Below are 21,345 nucleotides of genomic sequence, written 5' to 3'. Positions count from 1 at the left end.
TTCCCTCAGCTGGTGGTTTCGCCTGTGGAGCGGATGCGTTGCAGGACGGCCGTGGTGGAGTGTTCCGGTACGTAGTCCAGAATAGTCACCGTGCCTCCGTAGCTTTCCACAGCAGCTGTTTCGGCGAGCATTTCCGGCGTGTAGTCGCCGCCTTTGGCGTAGACGTCCGGCTTGAGGAGTTCGATCAGCGGGATGGGCGTGGGGGTGTCGAACACGGTGACGTGGTCCACGCAGCTCAGCGCGGCGATGACGGCGGCACGGTCGGCCTCGTGGTTGACGGGACGGTCCGGTCCTTTCAGTTGCCGGACCGAGGAGTCGCTGTTGAGGGCCACCACCAGCACGTCACCGAGTTGCTTGGCTTGGTTGAGGTAGCGGGTGTGGCCCCGGTGCAGGACATCGAAGCAACCATTGGTGAGGACGATCCGCCGCCCTTCCTGCCGGTGCGCCTCCACCTGCTTGGCCAATTCGGTTGCGGTCAGCGCGGTGTCCGCGAACTCCCGGAGATGGTGGGCCAGTTCTTCGGTGCTGCACACGGAGGTGCCGGGCCGGTGGACCACAACGTCGGCGGCTGCTTGGGCAAGGTCAACGCTGGTGGTCAGGGGCAGCCCGGCTGCGCGCGCCAGGCTCAGCGCGGCAACAAAGGTATCGCCGGCGCCGGAGGCCTGCTTCTCCGCTTCCGGCCGCGCCCAGGTGCGGTGGGTGGCCACCTCGCCGTCGCTGCCTTGGCGCACGGTCAGCGTGCCGTCCCGGTCCAGGGTTACGACGACGGCGGCCGCACCGGAGGCGGCCATGAGCTGGGCAGCGTGGGCCTCCACGAAGGGGCACCGCGCAGCACCACCGGGCAGCTCAACGCCGAGCAGCAGGGCAGCTTCCTGGGCGTTCGGGGTGGCCAGGTCCGGTGCCAGCTCCGCCCACTGTTCGGGGTGGTGGGCATCCACTACCACCAAAGGACTGCCGCTCCCTGCGGGTTTCTGCCTTCCCGGTGATCCGGGACCCAGTTCCCGCTGCAGCGCTTCGCGGACCGGACCAACCAGTGCGCCTGCGCCGTAGTCGCAGAGGATCACCGCGTCCGAACCCGCCAATGCTCCTGGAATGAGGGCCGCCAGTTCCAGCAAACCGTCCTCAGGCACTGACGCCGATTCATCGTCCAGCCGAAGCATGACCTGTCCGCCGCTGCTGACGCGGTTCTTGGTGGTGGTGGTCATGCCCGGGTGCGACAGTACGCCGTCCACATCGATCCCGGCGGCTGCGAGCCGTTGCCGGAGCTGCCGGCCGGCTGTGTCCTCACCGACCATGGAAACAAATCGAACACGGGCACCCAAGGCAGCCAGGTTCATGGCCGTGTTCGCTGCGCCGCCTGGAGCGTAGTCACGGCGCTTTACCTGCACCACGGGAGCGGGCGCTTCCCGGCAAAAACGCTCAATCAGCCCGTCCCACCAGCCATCCAGGATGGCGTCGCCGATGACGGTGATAACGGGTTCTTCTTCGGCCAGGCGGCCTGGCAACCATTCGGCCAGACCTTCTTGATTGGAGAGGCGTGCCATGGGGTACCTTCCGGTTGAGGCGGCAAGTTCCTGCTCTCCCTCAGGTACCCAACGGCCCGCCCTTCACACACCTGCACAGCAGTTTTCCACACCGGGTCCGCGGCCGGTGCCGCAAGAGCCGGCAAGCGCTGCGGGACCCCCGATTTCCTCTCGAAGGGATGTACCACATGGACACTTCTCCGGCTTCTGCCATCTCGCTCGAATCAGGTGTTGGCCCCGTACTGGCGAAGTTCCAGGATGTGCAGCGGATCGCCGTATTGCGCGGCGGCGGGCTGGGCGACCTCATCTATACCTACCCGGCGTTGTTTGCCCTTAGGCGCGCCTACCCGGAAGCCCGCGTGACCCTGCTGGGAACACCCATCCATGCGGCGTTGGTGGCCGCAACGGAAGGCCCCGTGGACGACGTCGAGATCCTTCCGTTTGCAAAGGGCGTCCGCGACGGCGACGAAGATCCGGAAGCGCTTGAACGGTTCCTCCAGGACATGCAAGGCCGGAACTTCGATCTGGCTGTCCAGATGCACGGCGGCGGCCGCTTCTCCAACCCGTTCCTGCTGAAGCTGGGGGCGAGGCACACCGTGGGAACGCGGACTCCGGATGCCGAACGGCTGGAGCGGAACCTGGACTACATCTACTACCAGAACGAGCCTGACCGCTGGCTTGAGACAGTGGGACTTGCGGGCGCGCCCACCATCATTGCGCCCCTGCTGCGGCCAAAACCGGAGTACCGGCAGGACGTAGCGGGGTTGAAGGACCAGGCCCGTCACTCCCTGGTGGTCATCCACCCTGGTGCCACCGATCCCAGAAGGCGCTGGCCGGCGTCGTACTTTGCTGACGCAGCCGCGAGCCTCGCAGCCGAAGGTGTCCAGGTACTGGCGGTCGGCGACGAATCGGAGAAGGCACTGGCCCAGGAAGTCGTCGGACTCGCGCAGTCAAAGATTCCGGAACGGGACCGTGAGGCGGTGCGTTCGGTGGCCAGCGAACTGGACCTCGGGCAGTTGGCAGCCCTGTTGGACGAGGCGACGGTGATGCTCGCGAGCGACAGCGGGCCCCGGCACCTGGCCCAGGCCTTGGGAACTCCCACCGTGGGCATTTTCTGGGTGGGCAACGCCTTCAATGCGGGGGCGCGGGGCCGGAGCATGCATCGGATCCACATGTCGTGGGTGACCAAGTGCCCCCGCTGCGGCGCGGACGTCACCCAGGTTGGTTGGACCGCTCCGCACTGCGGCCACGACGACACCCTCATTGAAGGCATCGCCGTGGCCGACGTTGTTCAGGACGTGCGGGACCTTACGGCCACGAGCCTTCTTCTGCGGGGGTAATGAGAAGTTCGCGGACCTCGCAACCGAACGGTTGCGAGAGCGCGAACACCACAGCCTGAGCCACATTCGCGGGATCGTTGAGCTTTGAGTCGTCCTGCGGCTTGTACTGCTCGTCGCGGTCGTCGAAGAAGTGGGTCTTCATGCCACCCGGAATGATGGTGGTGACGCCGATGACCCCGCCGGTTTCGGCCGCGAGCGCGCGGCTGAAGCCGATCACGCCGAACTTGGAGGCGCAGTAGGCCGTTGCATCCGGGAGGGCACGCAAGCCCAGGGTGGAGGCGATGGTGATGGCCCGGCCCTTGGATTCCTTCAGATAAGGCAGAGCGGCCCGGACCGTGGAAACGGTGCCCAGGAGGTTCACCCCAATGACCTTTTCCCATTCGTCGGCAGCTACGTCGCCCAGCTTTCCGCAACGGTCAATGCCGGCAGCGGTTACGACGCCGTCCAGGCCGCCGAGGCTTTCCGCGGTTTCCTTCACAGCGGCTTCCACGGCTTCCCGGTTGGAGACGTCCACTTCCAGGGCCTTCACGCCGGAGACGTTGCTGACGTCCCGGTCGAAGACGACCGGCGTGCCGCCGGCGTTGCTGATCGCTTCCACGATCGCGGCCCCCAGGCCGGAGCCGCCTCCAGTAACGATGACGCGGCCAGGTGTTTGCGTGTTCATGCGGTTCCTTTCGTTAGGCGGTTCTGTACAGGTTCAGCCGACCTTGGCGAGCGCTTCCGCCAGGCCGCTGGTCGATCTGGCCGGGTGGAAAGGCACGGTGACGCATTGCCCTCCCCACGTGGCCAGCAGCCGGGCTTCCGGCAGTTCATCGGGTTGGTAGTCGCCGCCCTTGACCCAGATATCGGGCCGGATGAACTCGAGGCAGTCCTCCGGCGTGTCCTCGTCGAAGACCACCACGGCGTCCACGCATGAGAGCGCGAGCAGCAGCTCTGCCCGGTCTTCCATGCTGACGATCGGCCGGTGCGGGCCCTTGAGGCGGCGGACGGACTGGTCCGAATTGAGGCACACGATCAGGCAATCCCCCATGGCACGGGCAGCGGCGAGCGTCCGCGCGTGCCCCGCGTGGAGAAGATCGAAGCATCCCCCCGTTGCGATGACGGTGCCGCCCTGCGCCCGCACTTCTGCGGCGAGTTGGACGCCGTCGGGACGGCTTGGCTGGTTGCCGAAAAGTTCGACGACGGCGCCGGCATCGGCGTGCGGTCCGGCCGCGCCGGGACCGGGTTCAACCGCATCGGCGGGGTCGGGTCCAGCCGCGGCGGGGCCGGGTTCAACCGCACCGGCGTCCACCGCGAGCGATGCGGCCCCACCCTCTGAGAGGAACGCTGATGCGTCGGCGACGGCCCGGCTGGCAGCTTCGGGCAATGCGACGCCGAGGCCGAGGTAGGCAGCCAGGCTCCCTGCGAGGCGGTCCCCGGCTCCACAGGGATCAGCAACGCTGGTCCTGGGCGCGGGAATGTCGGTAGCAGGTCCCGTCGCTTCGACCAGGACTGCCCCTGCTTCGCCCTTGGTCACCAGGACGGCGCGGCTGTTCCAGTGTTCCAGCAGTCGGGTCCCGGCTTGGGCAGTTCCGGCGCCGGGATCCACCACCGGTTCCAGCCCGGCCGCTTTCGCGAGGGTCCTCGCTTCGGCAAGGTTGGGGGTTACCACCGACACTCCGGAAACGGGCTGCGAACCGGAAGGATGCGGATCCCACACCACGGGAATCCGGCGCGCCGCCGTGGTGAGGGCGTCGCGGATGTCCTCGTTGAAGGTGATCCCCCTGCCATAGTCAGCCACCACGATCACCTCTGCCGAGTCGATGGCCGCCCGCATGTCCCCGGTACAGTCCGGAGTTGGCGCAGGGGCACAGCCTTCATCGAACCGGACTACGGGATGCGAACCGATCCGGACCCGCGTCTTGGTGGGGGTAGGGGCAAGCGGGGCTCCGGTGAGCAGCTCCATGCCGGACAGTGCGCGCCTGAGGTGGGCGGCGCCGTCGTCGTCGGACACAGCGGTGACCAAAGTGACGTCATGGCCGTCGCGCATGAGGAGGGTGGCTACCAGCCCGGCACCGCCTGCCCGACGCCGGACGCCTCCTACGTCAACCACGGGAACCGGCGCGTCCGGGCTCAGCCGGGTGGCGGTTCCGTTGATGTCGACGTCCAGGAGGAGGTCGCCCACCACGGTCACTTTCATGGCTGGACTCCCCTGCCCGAGGTTCCGGTCCGCCGGGCAACCTCCGCGTCGAAGGCCCTGCAGACCGCGTGGACGGCGATCAGATGGCCCTCCTGCGCGTTGGCCGCAATGGCTTCCACCGTGACGGCCTCGTCGCACGCGGTGGACAGCGGGTTGGGGCCCGGCCCCGTGAGGGCCCACGTTGCAATCCCGCGTTCATTGGCTGCCCGGACCGCCTTGAGGAGGTTGGGGCTGCGTCCGCTGGTGGACAGGAGGACCAGGACGTCGCCGGCACGACCGTGCGCCCTGACCTGCCTGGCGAAGACTTCGTCGTACCCGTAATCGTTGGCCAGCGCCGTGACTGCCGATGTTTCAGCATGCAGGGAGATGGCTGAGAACGGGGCCCGCTCCGAGTCGAAGCGACCCACGAGTTCGGCGGTCAGGTGCTGGGCTTCAGCGGCGGATCCGCCGTTGCCGGCGGCAAGCAACCTTTGGCCGGCCAGCAAGCGGTTGGCAAGCTCGGTACCCCATCCGGAGAGCCGGCCTGCCTGCGAGCGCAGCGATTCGAGGGCCGGAAGAACGTTGTCCAGATGCTTGGTTACCTCGGTGTCCGCGGCGCCGGATCCGGTCCACCCCGCGGGGATGGTGTCCGGGACTGACTTGAGTTTCGCCGGACTCTTGACGGTGGTGTTCGTGGTGTGGCTGTTGATGGTCACAGTGCCGTTCCTTCCAGGGGTTCAAGAGCTTCCCCGGCCTGGCGGGAAAGCCCGGCGGCGAGGACGGATCGGTACGCTTTTTCGGTGTCAGCGGCAATGCGGTCCCACGAGTAGCGCGAGCGGGCGCGGCGCAGGCCGGCCCTGCCCATGTCGGCACGCAGGGCGGGGTCGCCCAGGAGCTGCCCAACGGCGTCGGCGATTGCCTCCGGGTCCCGCGGCGGGACCTGCAGGCCGGTCTTGTGGTCAACCACTGTTTCGCGCAAACCCCCGACGGCGGCGGCCACCACGGGCACGCCGCTTGCCATCGCTTCCAGCGGCACAATGCCGAAGGGCTCGTACCAAGGGGTGCAGATGACCGCGTCAGCGCTGCGGAGGATGCCCGGCATTGCGTCGCGCGGCACCTGGCCGCGCATGGTGACCTTGTCTTCTACGCCCAGTTCCTTGGTGAGCGCCCGGAGCCTCTGGGCTTCCGGGTCTTCCTCGAGGGTCAGGGCATCGCCGGAACCGCCGACGACCAGGAGTTCGACGTCGTCGAAGCCTGCCTGTTCAAGATGCGGCAGGGCCTGGATGATGAGGTCGACTCCCTTGCGGGGAACCAGCCGCCCGACGCTGAGGATCCGGTGGGTGCGCGGCTTCGGTTCGGGTTCGGCCGTGCCGTCAAAGAGTGCGAGGTCCACGCCGCAAGGAGCGATTGAGACCTTGGATTTGCTGATGCCGAGCGCCTTCAGTTCAAAGACCTCGTCCGGGCACGTGGCGATGACCCAGTCGGCCGTCCGGCCAACCCAGGGTTCCAGCCAGGCGCGTGCCGCCGGGCTGGTGTCCGCGCTGCCCTGATGGCGCCGCTTGACGGAGCCCAGGGCATGGAAGGTCTGCACCACGGGTACGGGATCGGCCGCGCCGGCCCGCCGGGACGCCTGGATTGCAGCCAACCCGGACATCCAGAAGTGCGCGTGAACGACGTCCGGAAGATCGCCGGCCCAGTCCTCGCAGATACCGTCCGCCAAGGCACCCATGAACGGCAGGAGTTCGTCCTTGGGGATGTGCCGGGCGGGACCGGCGTCCACGTGGACCACGGTGAGTCCCGGTGCCACCTGCACCTTTGCAGGCAGCTCCGGATCGTCACGGCGTGTGTACACGGTGACTTGGTGGCCACGTTTGGCCAGGCTCGAGGAAAGTGCGGCGACGTGGACGTTCTGTCCCCCGGCGTCCACTCCTCCCAAAGCCGCCAGCGGACTGGCGTGTTCGGAAACCATGGAGATCTTCATGGGTGTGTCCTCTCTGCATCATGGCTTGGCGGTGCCGATCGGGGCGCCCCACCGGCCGCTGTTGCGGTTGGTGCGGCGCTCCCCCGTGTTCTCAAGTCCCCGAGGAGCTCATCCCAGGCCCGGAGGAATGCGTCCAGCCCGTAGCGTTCCAAGGCAGCTTCGCGGGCCCGAAGGCCCATGGCGTAAGCGTCGTCCGGGTCATTGAGCAGCCGGCGGGCGAATCTCTGGAGTTCATCGACGTCGGTAGAGACCAGCCCTGCGCCGCGGGGAACGGCGCGGTAGGCTTCCGTGGTCCCGAGCGCCAGCACGGGCATGCCCAGATGCATCGCTTCCAACAGTGCAAGGCCCAGCGACGTCCAACGGAGCGGATGCACGTAGAGCCGGCAACGGGCCAGCTCGGCGTGGAGCTGCGACGCCGGAACGTCCCCGGCAATCCTCAGCCGTTCCTCGCCAAGACCCAGCCCCTTCAGGTTCAGGGCTCCGGGCAAATGCTCCGTTCCCATCCCGAACACCCGCAGCGGACCCACTCCGGCGAAGCCCGGCAGGAGGTCGGTGCCGGTGACACGCCCGCGCCGCACCGGCTCGTTGACCACGATGCCCATTTCTTCCCGCTCACCGGTATAGAGGCGGCCGGGATCCGGGATGCCGTGTTCGATCACTACCGTGGCGGCCGAACCGGTGTCCCAGAAGAGCTGGTTGAAGTGGGTCACGTGCACTACGGGGATAGTGCGCTGGTCAGCCATCGGGTGCACAGTGAACGGCACGTCTCCCTTGGGCGTATTGTGCTCGAGGTAGACGGCAGGCAGATCCACGCCGGGCTTCCGCCCCAAGGAACGGGCCACTGCGGCGATCTCCTCCGGCCGTTGCAGGACTACTGCGTCCACGCTGTCCGGGTCCAGTGTGGCCAGGTCCACTTCCACGGCGTTGTCCGGCCAGTTGCGGCCACCGCGCCCCAGGCCCCAGGGGCCGCCGTCGGGTTCTACCGGAAGCAGGTATTCATGGCGTCCGCGGACGAATGCCTCCATCCATCCTCCGTGGACGTGCCACACCAGGATTCTCATGGTTTCCACACCTTTCGTCGGGTAGCCAGGGAAGCCACGCCACCCAGCAGGCGTTCCACGGCTTCGAGGACCTGTTCGGGCGTGACGGAACTCAGGCAGGGATGGCCGGGAACGGGACAGTTCCGGGCACGGGTGTTCTTGCACGCCGCTTCCTGGTCGCCCAGAAGTTCCAGCGGCACCCCGTACGGCGCCCAACGGATGGCAGGGACCACGGGGGCGAACAGGCAAACCACCGGCGCGCCCACCGCGGCGGCCAGATGCGCGGGTCCCGTATTGGCGGTGATGACGACGGCGGCCCGCTCAAGAACCGCTGCCAGCGTGCGGAGGTTGGTCTTGCCGCCGAGGTTCTGCGCGGAAGGACCGGCAACCGTTGCGGTGAGCGAGGCCTCGGAAGGCCCTCCGGTCACTACGACACGGTGTCCATAGGCCTCCAGGAGTTCCACGGTGGCGGCGTGGTGCAGCGCGGGCCATTCCCGGGCGGGGGCTGCTGCGCCGGGATGCACCACAATGTAGGGGCCCTCGTCAGCGAGCTTGTTGGCGAATTCGTCATCTGCAGCGGTGTTCACGCGCAGTTTGCCGTCGTCGCCCTGCGGAAGGACAAAGCCTCCCGCATGGGCGATACCAAGGGCACGTACTGCTTCCGGCTGATCCTCGGGGAAATCTTCGCCCGGCCTGAGCCGGACATCCAGCAACGAACCCGCGTAGTCGGTGGAGGCGCCCGTAATCCTCTTTACCCCGGCCAGGCGCAACAGCATTGCCAAGGGCAGCGGGGATTGGTGGAAGGACGTCAGGATCACGGCTTCCTCAATCCGGGAACTACGGACAAAGTCCACCAAGCCGCGGGTGGATTCTTCGGTAACGGGCGGGGCCGGATTGACGATCCAAGGACACTGCCAGGTGTGGACTTCAGTGACGCCGGGAAGCATTTCCGCCGCACCGGTCCCTTCCGGACCGCACAGCAGTACGACGTCGTTGGGCCGGCTGCCGTCGGGCCTGCTGCCGTTGGCCACGGCACGTATTGCCGGCCCTGAAACGAGGACGTCGCCCATGCTGTCCAAGCGGGCTACCAGGACGCGGCTCATGCAGGTGCACCTTGGGTAGGGTTGCCGCCGGTCCGGACTGCCGGCCCGGCGGAAAGAGCCGCATCTTCGGGCACTGCCAGCAGCAGCTCCACGGCGTGCCACAGATCGTTCGCCACCAGGTCCGCCGCAACGATCTCTTCCTCGCGGGTCACCGGCGTGGGGACCAGGACAGCCCGGGCACCAGCAGCCTTTGCGGCCCCAAGGTCCGCCCCGATGTCACCTATCACGGCCACCTCCGACGGTTCCACGCCCAACGCCTCGCAGGCCCTGTGGATGAGGCCCGGCGCGGGCTTGCGGCATGGACAGCCATCCTCCGTTCCGTGCGGACAGAATTCCCACACGTCGAACGGCCCCAGCAGCTCATCGACGCGCTGGTTCACGGCTTCCACCTGGGCCGGCGTTATCAGCCCCCTGGCAACTCCCGACTGGTTGCTGACCACACCTGTGGCCAGTCCGGCCTCGCGCACCCTCGCAACTGCCGAACGGGCACTCTCCATGGGCCGCACCAGTCGCGGGTCGCCGTTATAGGGCACGTCTACGACGAGCGTTCCATCGCGGTCAAACAGGACCGCCTTCAACGTTCCGGTTCCTCCCATACCGGCAAAGTTCCCCAGTTCTCCGTGCCCTAAACAGCGCGACGAGGAGAAGTTTCCTGCCGCTAGACTCCTAAGCGGGAGGCCACCTTGAACAACATTGAAAGCAATGGACAGCCCATACTGCTCGCCCTGCGCGCACTGAAACTGGGGGACCTGCTGGTTGCGGTTCCTGCCTTGCGCGGCCTGCGCCGGGCGTTTCCGGAACACCGCATCCTCTACGCCGCACCCACGTGGGTGGCGGAGGCAGTGGAGCTTGTAGGTGGCATCGACCACCTGCCCACCCCCGGGCTGGACGATCCACTGACCATCGCCCCGGGCGTGGTGGACGTTGCCGTGAACCTCCACGGCAACGGAGCCGAGAGCCGGCAGCGCATCGAGGAGCTGCAGGCCAAGCGGGTAGTGGCGCACCGGTCTCCCGGCGTGGACGGACCCGAATGGACCACGGGACTTCCCGAACGCGAGCGCTGGACCAGGCTGCTCGCGTGGCACGGCATCGACGCCGATCCCCTGGATTACCGGCTCAACAAGCCCCGGGCGGCTTCCCCCCGCCCCGGTGCCACCGTCATTCACGTCGGAGCCGCGTACGGGAGCAGGTTGTGGCCGGTGGAGCGGTTCGCGGAAGTGGCCGTGGAACTCACCAAGGCGGGACACGACGTCGTCTTCACCGGTGGCGCGTCCGAACGCGAACGGGCCGAAAAGACGGCCGTTTTGGCCAAGCGCCAAGGAGCAAACCTCGACGCCGGTGTGCTCGCCGGACGTCAAGGGCTCGCCGAGTTCGCCGCGACAATCGCCGAGGCGCGGCTGGTTGTTTCCGCCGACACGGGTGCCGCGCACCTGGCATCCGCCTATGAACGCCCGTCAGTTGTCCTGTTCGGTCCTGCGCCCGCTGAGGAATGGGGACCGCCGCCCGGGCCGCACGTGGTCCTCACCGCCGTCGAACTCCGCCGCGGCGACGTCTTCGCCGCTGATCCCGACCCCGCACTCCTGGCAGTCACGGTGCGCGACGTGCTGGATGCAGTGGACGGACTCCGCTGCTGAGTTGGCGCCGGCGTGGCCCGGGGCGGCGGCATTGGCCACCGCCCTGCGGGCGCTCTCTGGTACCCCCGGCGGATTAGAGAGCAGTGTTCCTTGAAGGGGCAGCCGAGCCGTCCCGTAGTTCGGCTTGGCCCTCGAACAACTGCGCCTGCAACGTCACCAGGATCTTGGACAACCTCCGCGATACCTGCATTTGCGACATTCCGAGGGCCTCGGCGATGGTCGACTGGGTTTCCTCGCGGTAGTAGCGCCGGTACAGAAGATGGCGGTCCTCGGGGCTGAGGGTTCTGATGGCGTTCCGCAGGGCGAGGACGTCTTCCAGTTTGTCCGTGGGGCAGCCGGCACTGGAGAAGGACCCCTGGAGGCCGTCGCCGCCGGCCACGGCCGGAGCGTCCAGGGAATCGGGGCGCTTGCTGGTTCCCGCCATCAGGGCTTCACGTACTTGGCACGGCTCCAAACTGAGGTCCTCTGCGACCTCTTCCGGGGAAGGCGTGCGTTGCAGGGCCTGGGTCATTTCTTCTGTCCTGGCGAGGACCTGGCGCCGCATGTCCTGGATAGGACGCGGGGGACGCACCACCCAGCAATGGTCCCGCAGGTACCTCTTAACCTCACCGGCAATGGTGGGGGCTGCGTAGGCCGGGAAGCTGACGCCCTTGGCCTCGTCGTAGCCACGGGCGGCCTTGATGAGGCCCATGAACGCGACCTGACGGACGTCGTCCAGATCATGGGTGTGGGCGGAGTACCGGGCGGCAATGGACTTCGCCAGGTTCAAATGGTCCAGGACCAAGCCGTCCTGAAAACTTTGCCGGAGGCTGCTTTCCGGCGCATTCGCGTGATAGGGGTTTTGGAAGGGTCGAGCTTGCCGCATCGGCTTCAATCCTTAGACCTGCTTATTGGGGGATGAGCCCGCTGCAAGACTCTTAAAAAGAGAAGCATACTTATCATAAAAAGAGAAGCATCCTTATTATTAGCTTCGGTGGAACTTCGGAGCTACCCTCAAAGAAGAGCTTCTGTCCAAGGTTCGGAGGTCCCAATGGAAGACCAACAACAAGCCGCGCCCCACCTGGTGGCCGGCGAAATCCAGGACCTGCTCCTGGATAATCCTGACGTCGAGGCATTCCTCACCGAGCTGACCCGGCATTCCGCTGCGATGTTCAGCACTGCCGATGCCGACGTCTTTTGTGGGGTCACCCTGCTCCGCCACCGCACCGCTGCGACGGTCGCCAGCAGCGGAGAACGCGCCCTCCTGCTTGACGAACTCCAGTACCAGTTCGCCGAGGGTCCGTGCCTGCTGTCAGCCAGGAAAGGCGTCCAAGTACACGTCCCTGACCTTGCGGCCGACGACACGTGGCCCGATTACAAAGAGGTGGCCCTGGCTCAAGGCATACGCTCGATCCTTGCCCTGCCGATTCCGCTTCCGGACGACAGCGCCAAAGCCAGCATGAACCTCTACTCCGAACGTACAGCCGGATTCGACCAAGCGACGGTGCAGCGGGCCACGGACTACGTGCAGCAGGCTGCGAAGGGGCTGAGCCTGGCCGTCATGATTGCCCAACACAGCCAGACTGCGGCCAACCTGCGCGCCGCCATGGCGTCACGCACCGTCATCGACGTAGCCACCGGCATCATCATCGCCCAGAACCGTTGCACCCAGGCCGAAGCGGTGGAGCTCATCAAGAGGGCCTCCAGCAACCGGAACGTCAAGCTGCGGGAGGTTGCCGAGGCGATCGTCAAGGCCGCGGGCGGCGGAAACGTGGAGACCCACTTCAAGTAGGCCCCCACACGCGAAGACGACTCAGGCCTGCAGGGTTCCCACGATGGCTCCCATCACTGCGAACGTCACCACGTTGTAGCTGGCGTTGATCGCGAAAAGCACCGGGCTGCGGCGTTCGAACAAGTAGTTGACGCCCAAAGCCGTTGCCACCCAGCCAATGCCTGCGGCCAGCCCGGCCACGATGCCGAAAACAAAGCCGCCACGGCCGATGAACGCGGCCAGGAACACGGCCATGATCGCGGCAAGTACGAAGGACCCGGCAAAGACCCTCGCCGTTCCGGACTTCAGCTGCTGGTCACTCACGCCTGCTGCCTTTTGCCAGGGCTTGGCGAAGAGCACGGAGTACCACAGCCCGCCTACGACGAACGTGGCCAACGCTGCCAACAGCACTGCGAGCCAATTGATATGGATTTCCACGGCCTTCCCTTCCTGGTGGTTCCCTGAGGAGAGGGTAGGCGGCGGGACGTGGGGCGGTCTTGTAAAAAACCCGCAACCTGCTGCCGAGAGTTGGCCGGACTGCGGTTCGTTCAGGCGAGTTCCTCCACGGGCACGAACGTGGCGTACTCGGGACCGTGCGTCTGGATCACGCGCAGGTATTCGGTGGGTGTAAAACCGCTGAACCGTCGGAACGCACGGATCAGGTGCGGCTGGTCGTAATAGTCCGCCAGGCCCAGGAGTTCACGGCCGGGCGCCGAACCCGCCGGCATGAGGGCGGCTTGGTTGACGAACCTGAAGAAACGGCACACATCCGAATACACCTTGGCCCGCAGACCGCAATCCCTCATCATGATCCGCTCCAGGGTCGAGGAGCTGATGCCCAACCGTCCGGCCAGAATTCCGACCTCTACGTCCTCTTCAGCAAGGGTTTCCACGGCTTCCATGGTCCTGGGATCGGCCTCGTAGCCAGCACTCAGATGCCCCAGCAGGAACGATTCCAAGGCATCGAAGGCCTGCTCCGGCTCCGCATCGAGCAACTGGCTCCGAAGGTCCGCGAAACCCGGGAAGACGTACTGCGCATCCACCACATTGCCCTGAAACTCCGACGGCAGCTGAGATGTGAATGCCGCGAGGGCGAAGGGCGCCAGGCGCACCCCCACGTTGTGCAGGCGCTCCGGATTCTCGCTGATCAGGTAACTGGACTGGACGCCGGCGTAAAACCCGGCGGCAACCTCCGCCGACGCCCGATCCATACCGGTTGCCTCCCGTGGCCTGATCAGCCGGTAAGGCTCTGACAAGTTCAGGATCAGGTGCGCCGACGGGCCGGGCAGGATCTTCTCATACCTGGCCTTCGGCTCGGCCCGCAGGAACCAAAAGCCTTCCACGAAGGGACGCAACGCCGCCGGGGCAGGAATTTCTGCATACTCCACGCAGCCAGTCTAGAAGCGCCGGGCGCCCGTCGCAGTTGCCGCGCGGCAGCTACAGCACGCTGCGCAACACCAGGGCGGCACCGTCGTCGAGCACTGACCCGGTGACCTCGTCCGCCACGGCGAGCACCTCGTCGGGGGCTTGGCCCATGGCTACGCCGCGGCCCGCCCACGTGAGCATTTCGATGTCGTTGCGGCCATCACCGATCGCGAGCGTGTTCTCCTGATCGATGTCGAGTTGAAGGCGCAAGGCTTCCAAAGCGCTGGCCTTCGTGACACCTTCGGCGGCGATGTCCAGCCACGCCGTCCATCCCACCGAGTACGTCACCCCGGACAAGCCGATGTGCCCGATTGCGGTGTTGAACTCCTCCGAGGTGTTTTCGGTGCTGAACACCACGACGCGCACTGCGGTGGAATCCAGCAACGTCCGGAAGTCGACGGGGATCGATTCGACCCCGAAACTGACATCGTGGAAACGCTCGGTGGACAAGAAGTTGCCGGCTTCGTCCTCCAGTGCGTACTTGGCGCCGGGCAGCCGCTCGCGGAGTGCTTCCAGTGCGGGAGCGGGATCGAACGTGGCTTTGTGGACGATCTCGTAGCCGTCCTCCAACGAGGGGTCGAGCCGCAAGGTGACGCCACCGTTGCAGCACACCACATAGCCGCGCTCCAAGCCGATCAGCTCAACAATGGGCAACGCGGCATTCAGCGAGCGGCCGGTAGCGATGATGACGTCATGGCCCTTGGCTACGACACCTTGGGCGGCTTCCCTGACCGCCGGGGACATATGGCCGTCGTGGTCCACGAGGGTGCCGTCAACATCCAGCGCGATCATGAGTTTGTTCTTGGGATCGGGCTGGTCATCGATGCCAGCAACTGCAGTATCAGTCAAAATAGTCATGGTTCCAGTAGAACAGACTCAGATGAACTCTTTTCCAACTGACTCCCAATAGTGGTTGCTCTGAGAGCTCAGAACAACCACTAATGCCAGCTACTTGGGCTGCAGGACCGGCAAGACCTCGAGGCCGCCAAGGTACTTCTGCAGCGCCTTGGGAACATTCACGGAACCGTCCGCATTCTGGTGGTGCTCAAGGAGCGCAACGATCCAGCGCGTGGTGGCCAGCGTGCCGTTCAAGGTGGCCACGGCACGGGTGCCCTTGGCAACGCCTTCCTCGTTGACCACGCGTTCGCGGATGTTGAGGCGGCGGGCCTGGAACGTGGTGCAGTTGGACGTGGACGTGAGCTCACGGTACGCGTTTTGCGTGGGAACCCAGGCTTCGCAGTCAAACTTGCGGGCCGCGGACATGCCCAGGTCTCCGGCAGCGGTGTCGATCACGCGGTAGGGAAGCTCGCACTTGGCCAGCATCTCCTCTTCCCAGGCGAGCAGGCGCTCATGCTCGGCCGCTGCTTCCTCAACCGTGGTGTAGATGAACATCTCCACCTTGTTGAACTGGTGCACGCGGATAATGCCGCGGGTGTCCTTACCGTGCGAACCCGCCTCGCGGCGGTAGCAGGAACTCTGACCGGCGTAACGGATGGGGCCGGCGGAGAGATCCAGGATCTCGTCTGCGTGGTAGCCGGCGAGGGCCACCTCCGAGGTGCCCACAAGGTAAAGGTCGTCTTCGGCGAGACGGTAGATCTCGGCGTCGTGCTTTACATCGAAACCGGTGCCCTGCATGGTTTCCGGACGCACCAAAGTAGGGGTGATCATGGGGACGAAACCAGCCTCGATGGCCTGGTCCATGGCCATCTGCAGGAGAGCCATCTCCAGGCGGGCTCCAACACCCTTAAGGAAGTAGAACCGGGCGCCGGAAACCTTGGCGCCACGCTCCATGTCGATCGCGCCGATCAGCTCGCCGATCTCCAGGTGGTCCTTGGGCTCGAAGTCCGGGAACTCCCGCGGCGAGCCGACGGTCTTGACCACCACGTAGTCGTCCTCGCCGCCCTCGGGCACGCCGTCAACAACAAGGTTCGGGATGATGCGGAGGAGCTCCTCCTGCTTGGCCTGCGCGGCGTCAGCCTCGGCGGAAGCGGCCTTCACCGAATTCGCGAGTTCCTTGACCTCTGCCAGCAGGGCCTGCTTCTCCTCGCCCTTGGCCTGCGCCACCTTCTTGCCGAAGGCATTCTGCTCGGCGCGGAGGGTTTCGTAGCGGATCAGCGCTGCGCGGCGGTCGGAGTCTGCGGAGATGATCGCGTCCACAACGGACTCGTCGGCGCCACGGGCGCGCTGGCTGGCACGGAACTTGTCCGGGTTTTCGCTGAGGTCTTTTACGTCGATCACCACACAAGAGTATCGAATCGGACGTGTGCCCCCATGACGATAGGGTTGGAGCACAATGAGCGACTGGATCCTGTGGGTGATTCTGGCTGGATGCGTGGTGTTTGCCGTCTCCAGTTGGTGGGGCGTGCGCCGACTTAAAGCCAGGCATATACGGAGCGCCGTCGCGGCCGATCCGCACAAGCCGGACCCTGGCTACCAAAAGGTGGCCGTGGTCCTCAACCCGGTCAAGAACAAGTCCGCCGAGACCCGTGCTGCGATCACCGAAGCCTGCGACCTGGCGGGCTGGGACGCCCCAACGTTTTACGAGACGACCCCCGAGGACCCGGGCTACGGCCAGTCGCGCCAAGCGCTGCAGTCCGGAGCCGACGTCGTTCTTGCCTGCGGCGGCGACGGTACCGTCCGCGCGGTAGCCGAGTCACTGACGCACCAGCGCGTAGCCATGGGCCTGATTCCGCTGGGCACGGGCAACCTGCTGGCCCGGAACATCGAGTTGGACGTCTATGACGTTGCCGATTGCATCCAGGTGGCCCTGTTCGGCCACCAGCGCTACATCGACACCGCCACCATGGGCATCCAGAACAGCATCACCGGAGAAGCGTCGAGGCACACGTTCCTGGTGATCGCCGGCATGGGACTCGATGCCGAGGTAGTGGGCGACACCAAGGAAGACCTCAAGAAATCCGTGGGCTGGCTCGCCTACACGGAAGCCGGAGTGCGGCACTTGCCCGGCCGCCGGAAACGCGTATCGATCACCATGGATGACGAGCCCGAACAGTCCCGCAAGATCCGGAGCGTCCTGTTCGCGAACTGCGGGCTGATCCCCGGCGGCATCGACTTCATCCCACAGGCAATGCTTGACGACGGCATGCTGGACATCGTTGTGATGAGCCCCCGGAGCGCCGTTGGCTGGCTCGCCATGTACGCCAAGGTACTTTTCAAGCACAAACGGAACCTGCCGGTCATGAACTTCTACCGCTCGCGGAAGGTCACCATCCGGAGTCAGGAACCTATGGCAACCCAGATCGACGGCGACCCCATGGGCGCAGCGACCAAGGTCACCGTGCAGATGGAACCGGGGTCGCTGCTGGTCCGGGTAGCCAAGGCAGTCGCTTAGACAGCGCCCTTGTCTGGTTGGGCGGCATTGTCTTCCGCCTCTTCCATGGCAGCCTTGGCCGCGGCATGGGCCTCTGCCTGTTCGCGGATCATCGCCTGTTCTTCTTCAAAGCGAAGGCGATCGGCACGGTCGGCATCGTCACCGTCCCAGTCGTCTTTGTTGTCTCCGGAGGGCTTCGGATTCACAATCATGCCCTGGCCGTCCTGATCGTCGCGGTGTGCAGTCATGACCGCTCCCTTCGTTTGGGCATTTGTCCATCGTCTATGGATCAGGCAAGCATACGCAGACTTAGGTTCCGGCGAAAGGGGCTTGAAACGTCAATCAATTTTCCTGATTGTCCTGGTCGCGGGGAAGCTGAGTCAGCCCTTCAGGATGGCCTCAACCCACGCATGCGCAGCGGCAAAAGAGGCATCCGAGGTGTGCGGTGCCACCACGGCCGCCTGCTTGTCGGCACGGGCATAGGAACCCAGGAAGCGGGTGGCGGGGCTGATCCGGTGGAGTCCGGCGAGGGCATCCGCCACCCTCGCATCTGAGATATGACCGTCGGCGTCGATGCTGAAAAAATACTGGCCAAGGTATTGGCCGGTGGGTCGAGACTCGATGCGGCTCAGATTCACGCCCCGCGAAGCGAACTGGTCCAGGATGCCCATCAGGGCCCCGGGATGGTCCTCCGGGAGCGGAACCACCACCGTGGTCTTGTCCGCGCCGGTCCGCTCCGGCAAGGGCCCGGGCCTGCTCACCAGGATGAAGCGGGTGACGGCGTCCGGGTTGTCGCCGATGTTGCTGGCCAGTACGTTCAAGCCCGGTTGCTCCGCTGCCACCAACGGCGCGCAGATGGCGGCGTCGTAATGGGCATTGTCCTCCAGCAGGCCCATGGCGGCCGCGGCTGTGGACGAGCCCGGAACGTAGTCCGCGTTCGGAATATTCGCCTCCACCCACAAGCGGCACTGCGCCCACGCGTGCCCGTGCGTTGAAATGCGCTTGATGTCCGAAATTTCGACGCCGGGCCTCGCCACGATCACGAAGACGATGGGAACCAGCGCTTCGCGAATGATGCGGAGTTCCGTGCCGGTGGCGATGGCGTCAAGGGTGGCCGTAACGCCGCCTTCCACGGAGTTCTCGATGGGCACCATGGCGGCGTCCGCGGCGCCGGCGCGGACGCGGTCCAGTGCCGTATTCACGTTGGTGCACGGAATCCGGGTTGCGTGGGCAGCGCCGGGTACCTGCATCAAGGCAGCCTCGGTGAAGGTGCCCTCGGGCCCGAGGAACGTGAACGTGGGGACTGCGGACATCTATATATTCCTTATGAGGTATGTGACTACAGGACGACGGGTTTGAGGCCGTTGTCCGAAACCATCGGCTTCCCTGCCTCCAGCCACATGTCCATGCCTCCGGCAACATTCACGGCGGAATAGCCCTGACCAACCAGCCACTGCACAGCGCGGAATGAGCGCCCGCCCGTACGGCAAATGACGAACAGGTCATCGTCGGGGTCCAGCTCGTCCAGACGGGCCGGCAACTGGTCCATGGGGATGTGGCGCGCGCCCTCGGCATGGCCGGCTACCCACTCGTAGTCTTCGCGAACGTCGAGGATGCTGGCACCCTCAGGGATATCCCCCACAGTTACAGTTTCGAAGTCGCTCATAGCGGTCCCTTCCATCGGTTCAGGAGTCTCCATCAAGCCTAGTCCCCGGAGCCGACAGCCATGGTCTGCGGAGGTCCGGCGTCTGACCCGCCCGTGGACATTGCTTGCATGCTGCGGTCCCGCCGCGAAGACTGGGTGCCAAAGCAAACCGGACCACACAGCAACCGGACCACACACCGGTAAGGAGAAGCGCCATGGCTGCAGGCCAGCCCACCATCCTTGCAACCTCGGGCGGATACAAGCCCGGAAGCCGCACCCGGATCGAGTTCGACTCCGTGATGCACTACGCGGTGGAACTCGCGGGTGTCACCGGCCGGGCACCGCGCGTAACGCACATCGGGACCGCTTCCGGCGATCAACGATGGTGGGCCGCCGAGATGGACCAGGCCGCGCGCATTGCGGGTTTCGATTTCAGCCACCTGAACCTGTTCACCATGCCCAACGTCGAGGACCCGGAAGCCCACCTTCTTGAACAGGATGTGGTGTGGGTCAACGGCGGCTCCGTGGTGAACCTCCTCGCGGTGTGGCGGGCGCATGGTCTGGACCGGCACCTCCGGAAGGCCTGGGAGAACGGAGTGGTCCTTGCGGGCGTATCGGCCGGGTCCATCTGCTGGTTCAAGGGAGGGGTGACCGATTCCTTCGGACCGGAACTCAAACCGGTGACCAACTCGCTCGGCTTCCTGCCCTTCCATAACGGCGTGCACTTCGATTCGGAGCTGCGCCGCCGGCCCTTGGTCCACAAGCTGGTGGCCAATGGAACGCTCGGGGAGACGCACTGTACGGACGACGGCGTTGGGCTGGTTTATCACGGCACCGAACTGACGGAGGTGGTCTCCTCCGTCAAGAACAAGGCGGGCTTCCGGGTCACCGCGGGCGCCGGCGAGAGCGTTGACGCGATCGCAGTGGAGGAACGACTGGAGTCACGCTTCCTTGGCTGATTCCACCAGCACTTCCACCGACTCCATCGCCGCCCTGACCGCCGTCGGGCTTCGGGACGCGCTGGCCGGCGGCGAACTCTCGGCGGTTGAGTCCACGGAGCATTTCCTGTCCGTCATCGAGGCGCAGAACAAGCATTTGGGCGCCTTCATCACCGTGACTGCCGACCAGGCACTTGAGGACGCGCGGGCCGCGGACCACAGGTATGCCTGCGGCAGGCGGGAAGACCTCCCCCTGCTCCACGGAATGCCTGTGGCCTTCAAGGACCTGACCGATGTGGCGGGTGTGCCCACAACCCACGGTAGCGCCGCCCTGGAGCACAAACCCGCCCCGGAGGATGGCGCACTCGCGGCAACGCTGAAGACCCAGGGCGTGATTTCGTTGGGCAAGACCCAAGTGCCGGAGTTCGGGCTCACCGCCTACAGCGAGAACCGCGTTGCGCCGCCGTCGCGCAATCCGCATTCCCTGGCGCGCAGTTCCGGAGGGTCCTCGGGCGGAAGCGCTGCTGCGGTGGCGGCGGGCATGGTGCCGTTTGCTCCCGGGACGGACGGCGGCGGTTCCATCCGCATCCCGGCGGGCGCCTGCGGCTTGGTCGGTCTGAAGCCCGGCCGCGGCCTTGTACCGTCGGGGGCGAGCGCCGGGGATGCGGCGAAGTTGGTGGTTGCCGGGCCGCTGGCGCACACTGCGGCGGATGCCGCGTTGCTGCTGGACGCGTTGGTTCCGGAGCAGGACAGGCCCGACGGCGGCTACCTCGCCAACGTTGACCGGGCGCCGGAGCCGCTGCGCATCGGGATGTCGTTGGACAGTCCGTGGTCGCGCATCTATCCGTTCCACATCGAACCGGAAGCGATGGATGCCTTGGAGCTGGGACGGAGCCTGCTGGAAAAGGCCGGCCACAGCGTCCACGAGGCCGACGTCCGTTACGACAATCGCTATCCGGAAGCCTTTACCGCTGCCTGGACCGCCGGCGTCGGGAGTGCCCGGATAGCACCCCGGCGGGAAGCCCTGCTGACCCCGTTGACCCGCACTTTCCGGCGTCGGGCCCAACAGCGGAGTGCGGCGAAGGTCAATGAGGCCCTTCGATTCCTGCGCGGGTTCGAGCACGACACCGTTGCGCAGTATTCGCAGTGGGACCTCATTCTCATGCCGACCCTTGCGCAGACGCCCCGTCCCATCGGCTGGTTCACCGGCGGTGGCCACAGCAGCGGGCAGTGGCCGAGCGAGTGGACCGGCGATGCCGATGAGGACTACAAGCGGCAGTGCGAGTACGCGCCGTGGAGTTCCATGGTGAACGTGTGCGGGCTGCCTGCCATCAGCATCCCCGTACACACCACGGAAGGCGGATTGCCGATGGGAATCCAGCTGATCGGCCGCATGGGGGCTGAACTGCAACTCCTCCAGCTCGCGGCGGCTTTGGAGGCCGTTTAAGCCGGGTGTCTAACATATGGAATGCGGTTG

At 65.8% G+C, this 21,345-nt stretch carries 22 protein-coding genes; 6 read left to right on the top strand and 16 right to left on the bottom strand.

Annotated features, from left to right (window positions below; translation table 11 throughout):
* Positions 1-5: 5 nt before the first annotated feature.
* A complete protein-coding gene (gene rfaE2 / locus QN084_RS11300; RefSeq protein WP_069696644.1) occupies positions 6-1,544 on the bottom strand; it encodes a D-glycero-beta-D-manno-heptose 1-phosphate adenylyltransferase in 1,539 nt (512 codons plus the stop codon).
* Between the two features lie 167 nt (positions 1,545-1,711).
* Between rfaE2 (QN084_RS11300) and QN084_RS11295 the strand changes: the two genes are divergently transcribed.
* Positions 1,712-2,863, top strand: a complete 1,152-nt coding sequence (locus QN084_RS11295) for a glycosyltransferase family 9 protein (RefSeq protein ID WP_259362778.1) — start codon at positions 1,712-1,714, stop codon at positions 2,861-2,863.
* On the opposite strand, the gene QN084_RS11290 is transcribed toward QN084_RS11295, so the two are convergent.
* The 7 genes from QN084_RS11290 to QN084_RS11260 form a co-directional block, all read right to left on the bottom strand.
* Positions 2,832-3,527 (bottom strand): SDR family oxidoreductase, encoded by a 696-nt coding sequence (locus QN084_RS11290; RefSeq protein WP_069696642.1) that lies wholly within the window; start codon positions 3,525-3,527, stop codon positions 2,832-2,834. The genes QN084_RS11295 and QN084_RS11290 overlap by 32 nt on opposite strands.
* Before the next feature lie 33 nt (positions 3,528-3,560).
* Complete coding sequence (rfaE2, locus tag QN084_RS11285) at positions 3,561-5,042, bottom strand: D-glycero-beta-D-manno-heptose 1-phosphate adenylyltransferase (RefSeq protein WP_069696641.1); 1,482 nt, start codon at positions 5,040-5,042, stop codon at positions 3,561-3,563.
* Positions 5,039-5,665: a D-sedoheptulose-7-phosphate isomerase gene (locus QN084_RS11280; protein ID WP_259363028.1), complete on the bottom strand. Its 627-nt coding sequence runs from the start codon at positions 5,663-5,665 to the stop codon at positions 5,039-5,041. The genes rfaE2 (QN084_RS11285) and QN084_RS11280 overlap by 4 nt, the downstream gene beginning before the upstream one ends.
* Before the next feature lie 68 nt (positions 5,666-5,733).
* Positions 5,734-7,002, bottom strand: coding sequence for a glycosyltransferase (locus QN084_RS11275; RefSeq protein ID WP_069696640.1), 1,269 nt, complete (start codon positions 7,000-7,002; stop codon positions 5,734-5,736).
* The gene (locus tag QN084_RS11270; protein ID WP_069696639.1) at positions 6,999-8,063 is read right to left on the bottom strand and encodes a glycosyltransferase; all 1,065 of its coding nucleotides are present in this window, start codon (positions 8,061-8,063) and stop codon (positions 6,999-7,001) included. The genes QN084_RS11275 and QN084_RS11270 overlap by 4 nt, the downstream gene beginning before the upstream one ends.
* Positions 8,060-9,145 (bottom strand): glycosyltransferase family 9 protein, encoded by a 1,086-nt coding sequence (locus tag QN084_RS11265; RefSeq protein WP_069696638.1) that lies wholly within the window; start codon positions 9,143-9,145, stop codon positions 8,060-8,062. The genes QN084_RS11270 and QN084_RS11265 overlap by 4 nt, the downstream gene beginning before the upstream one ends.
* Positions 9,142-9,741, bottom strand: coding sequence for a D-glycero-alpha-D-manno-heptose-1,7-bisphosphate 7-phosphatase (locus QN084_RS11260; RefSeq protein WP_069696637.1), 600 nt, complete (start codon positions 9,739-9,741; stop codon positions 9,142-9,144). The genes QN084_RS11265 and QN084_RS11260 overlap by 4 nt, the downstream gene beginning before the upstream one ends.
* An 87-nt stretch (positions 9,742-9,828) precedes the next feature.
* Between QN084_RS11260 and QN084_RS11255 the strand changes: the two genes are divergently transcribed.
* Complete coding sequence (locus QN084_RS11255) at positions 9,829-10,779, top strand: glycosyltransferase family 9 protein (protein ID WP_069696636.1); 951 nt, start codon at positions 9,829-9,831, stop codon at positions 10,777-10,779.
* Between the two features lie 73 nt (positions 10,780-10,852).
* On the opposite strand, the gene QN084_RS11250 is transcribed toward QN084_RS11255, so the two are convergent.
* Positions 10,853-11,644 carry a sigma-70 family RNA polymerase sigma factor gene (locus QN084_RS11250; protein ID WP_069696635.1) on the bottom strand — a complete coding sequence of 264 codons (792 nt, stop codon included), beginning with the start codon at positions 11,642-11,644 and terminating at the stop codon, positions 10,853-10,855.
* A gap of 165 nt (positions 11,645-11,809) precedes the next feature.
* Here QN084_RS11250 and QN084_RS11245 point away from each other — a divergent pair, with 165 nt between their 5' ends.
* Positions 11,810-12,550: a GAF and ANTAR domain-containing protein gene (locus tag QN084_RS11245; protein WP_069696634.1), complete on the top strand. Its 741-nt coding sequence runs from the start codon at positions 11,810-11,812 to the stop codon at positions 12,548-12,550.
* 21 nt (positions 12,551-12,571) lie between these two features.
* On the opposite strand, the gene QN084_RS11240 is transcribed toward QN084_RS11245, so the two are convergent.
* The 4 genes from QN084_RS11240 to serS form a co-directional block, all read right to left on the bottom strand.
* Positions 12,572-12,967 carry a DUF1761 domain-containing protein gene (locus QN084_RS11240; protein ID WP_069696633.1) on the bottom strand — a complete coding sequence of 132 codons (396 nt, stop codon included), beginning with the start codon at positions 12,965-12,967 and terminating at the stop codon, positions 12,572-12,574.
* A gap of 110 nt (positions 12,968-13,077) precedes the next feature.
* A complete protein-coding gene (locus QN084_RS11235; RefSeq protein ID WP_069696632.1) occupies positions 13,078-13,917 on the bottom strand; it encodes a helix-turn-helix domain-containing protein in 840 nt (279 codons plus the stop codon).
* Positions 13,918-13,966: 49 nt separating this feature from the next.
* Entirely contained in the window at positions 13,967-14,812 is an 846-nt protein-coding gene (locus QN084_RS11230; RefSeq protein ID WP_069696631.1) for an HAD family hydrolase, read from the bottom strand.
* 90 nt (positions 14,813-14,902) lie between these two features.
* Entirely contained in the window at positions 14,903-16,192 is a 1,290-nt protein-coding gene (gene serS / locus QN084_RS11225) for a serine--tRNA ligase (protein WP_069696664.1), read from the bottom strand.
* 55 nt (positions 16,193-16,247) lie between these two features.
* On the opposite strand from serS, the gene QN084_RS11220 reads away from it, so the two are divergent.
* A complete protein-coding gene (locus QN084_RS11220) occupies positions 16,248-17,306 on the top strand; it encodes a diacylglycerol/lipid kinase family protein (RefSeq protein ID WP_069696630.1) in 1,059 nt (352 codons plus the stop codon).
* Here the strand turns inward: QN084_RS11220 and QN084_RS11215 are convergent.
* The 3 genes from QN084_RS11215 to QN084_RS11205 all read right to left on the bottom strand — a co-directional run bounded on the left by QN084_RS11215 (position 17,303) and on the right by QN084_RS11205 (position 18,951).
* On the bottom strand, positions 17,303-17,533 hold the full coding sequence (locus tag QN084_RS11215) for a hypothetical protein (protein WP_062094487.1): 231 nt from the start codon (positions 17,531-17,533) through the stop codon (positions 17,303-17,305). The two genes, QN084_RS11220 and QN084_RS11215, sit on opposite strands and share 4 nt — an antisense overlap.
* A 132-nt stretch (positions 17,534-17,665) precedes the next feature.
* Positions 17,666-18,598, bottom strand: a complete 933-nt coding sequence (gene pheA, locus QN084_RS11210; RefSeq protein ID WP_069696629.1) for a prephenate dehydratase — start codon at positions 18,596-18,598, stop codon at positions 17,666-17,668.
* 26 nt (positions 18,599-18,624) lie between these two features.
* Positions 18,625-18,951 (bottom strand): rhodanese-like domain-containing protein, encoded by a 327-nt coding sequence (locus QN084_RS11205; protein WP_062094484.1) that lies wholly within the window; start codon positions 18,949-18,951, stop codon positions 18,625-18,627.
* Between the two features lie 194 nt (positions 18,952-19,145).
* On the opposite strand from QN084_RS11205, the gene QN084_RS11200 reads away from it, so the two are divergent.
* Together QN084_RS11200 and QN084_RS11195 are read left to right on the top strand one after the other, a co-directional pair.
* A complete protein-coding gene (locus QN084_RS11200; protein WP_069696628.1) occupies positions 19,146-19,889 on the top strand; it encodes a Type 1 glutamine amidotransferase-like domain-containing protein in 744 nt (247 codons plus the stop codon).
* Positions 19,882-21,315: an amidase gene (locus QN084_RS11195; protein ID WP_083262020.1), complete on the top strand. Its 1,434-nt coding sequence runs from the start codon at positions 19,882-19,884 to the stop codon at positions 21,313-21,315. Before QN084_RS11200 ends, QN084_RS11195 begins: the two co-directional genes overlap by 8 nt.
* Positions 21,316-21,345: the final 30 nt, after the last annotated feature.

Source organism: Paenarthrobacter sp. R1, assembly GCF_030264015.1.
Lineage (GTDB): Bacteria > Actinomycetota > Actinomycetes > Actinomycetales > Micrococcaceae > Arthrobacter > Arthrobacter ureafaciens.
This window is presented reverse-complemented; position numbering and strand designations above follow the sequence as displayed.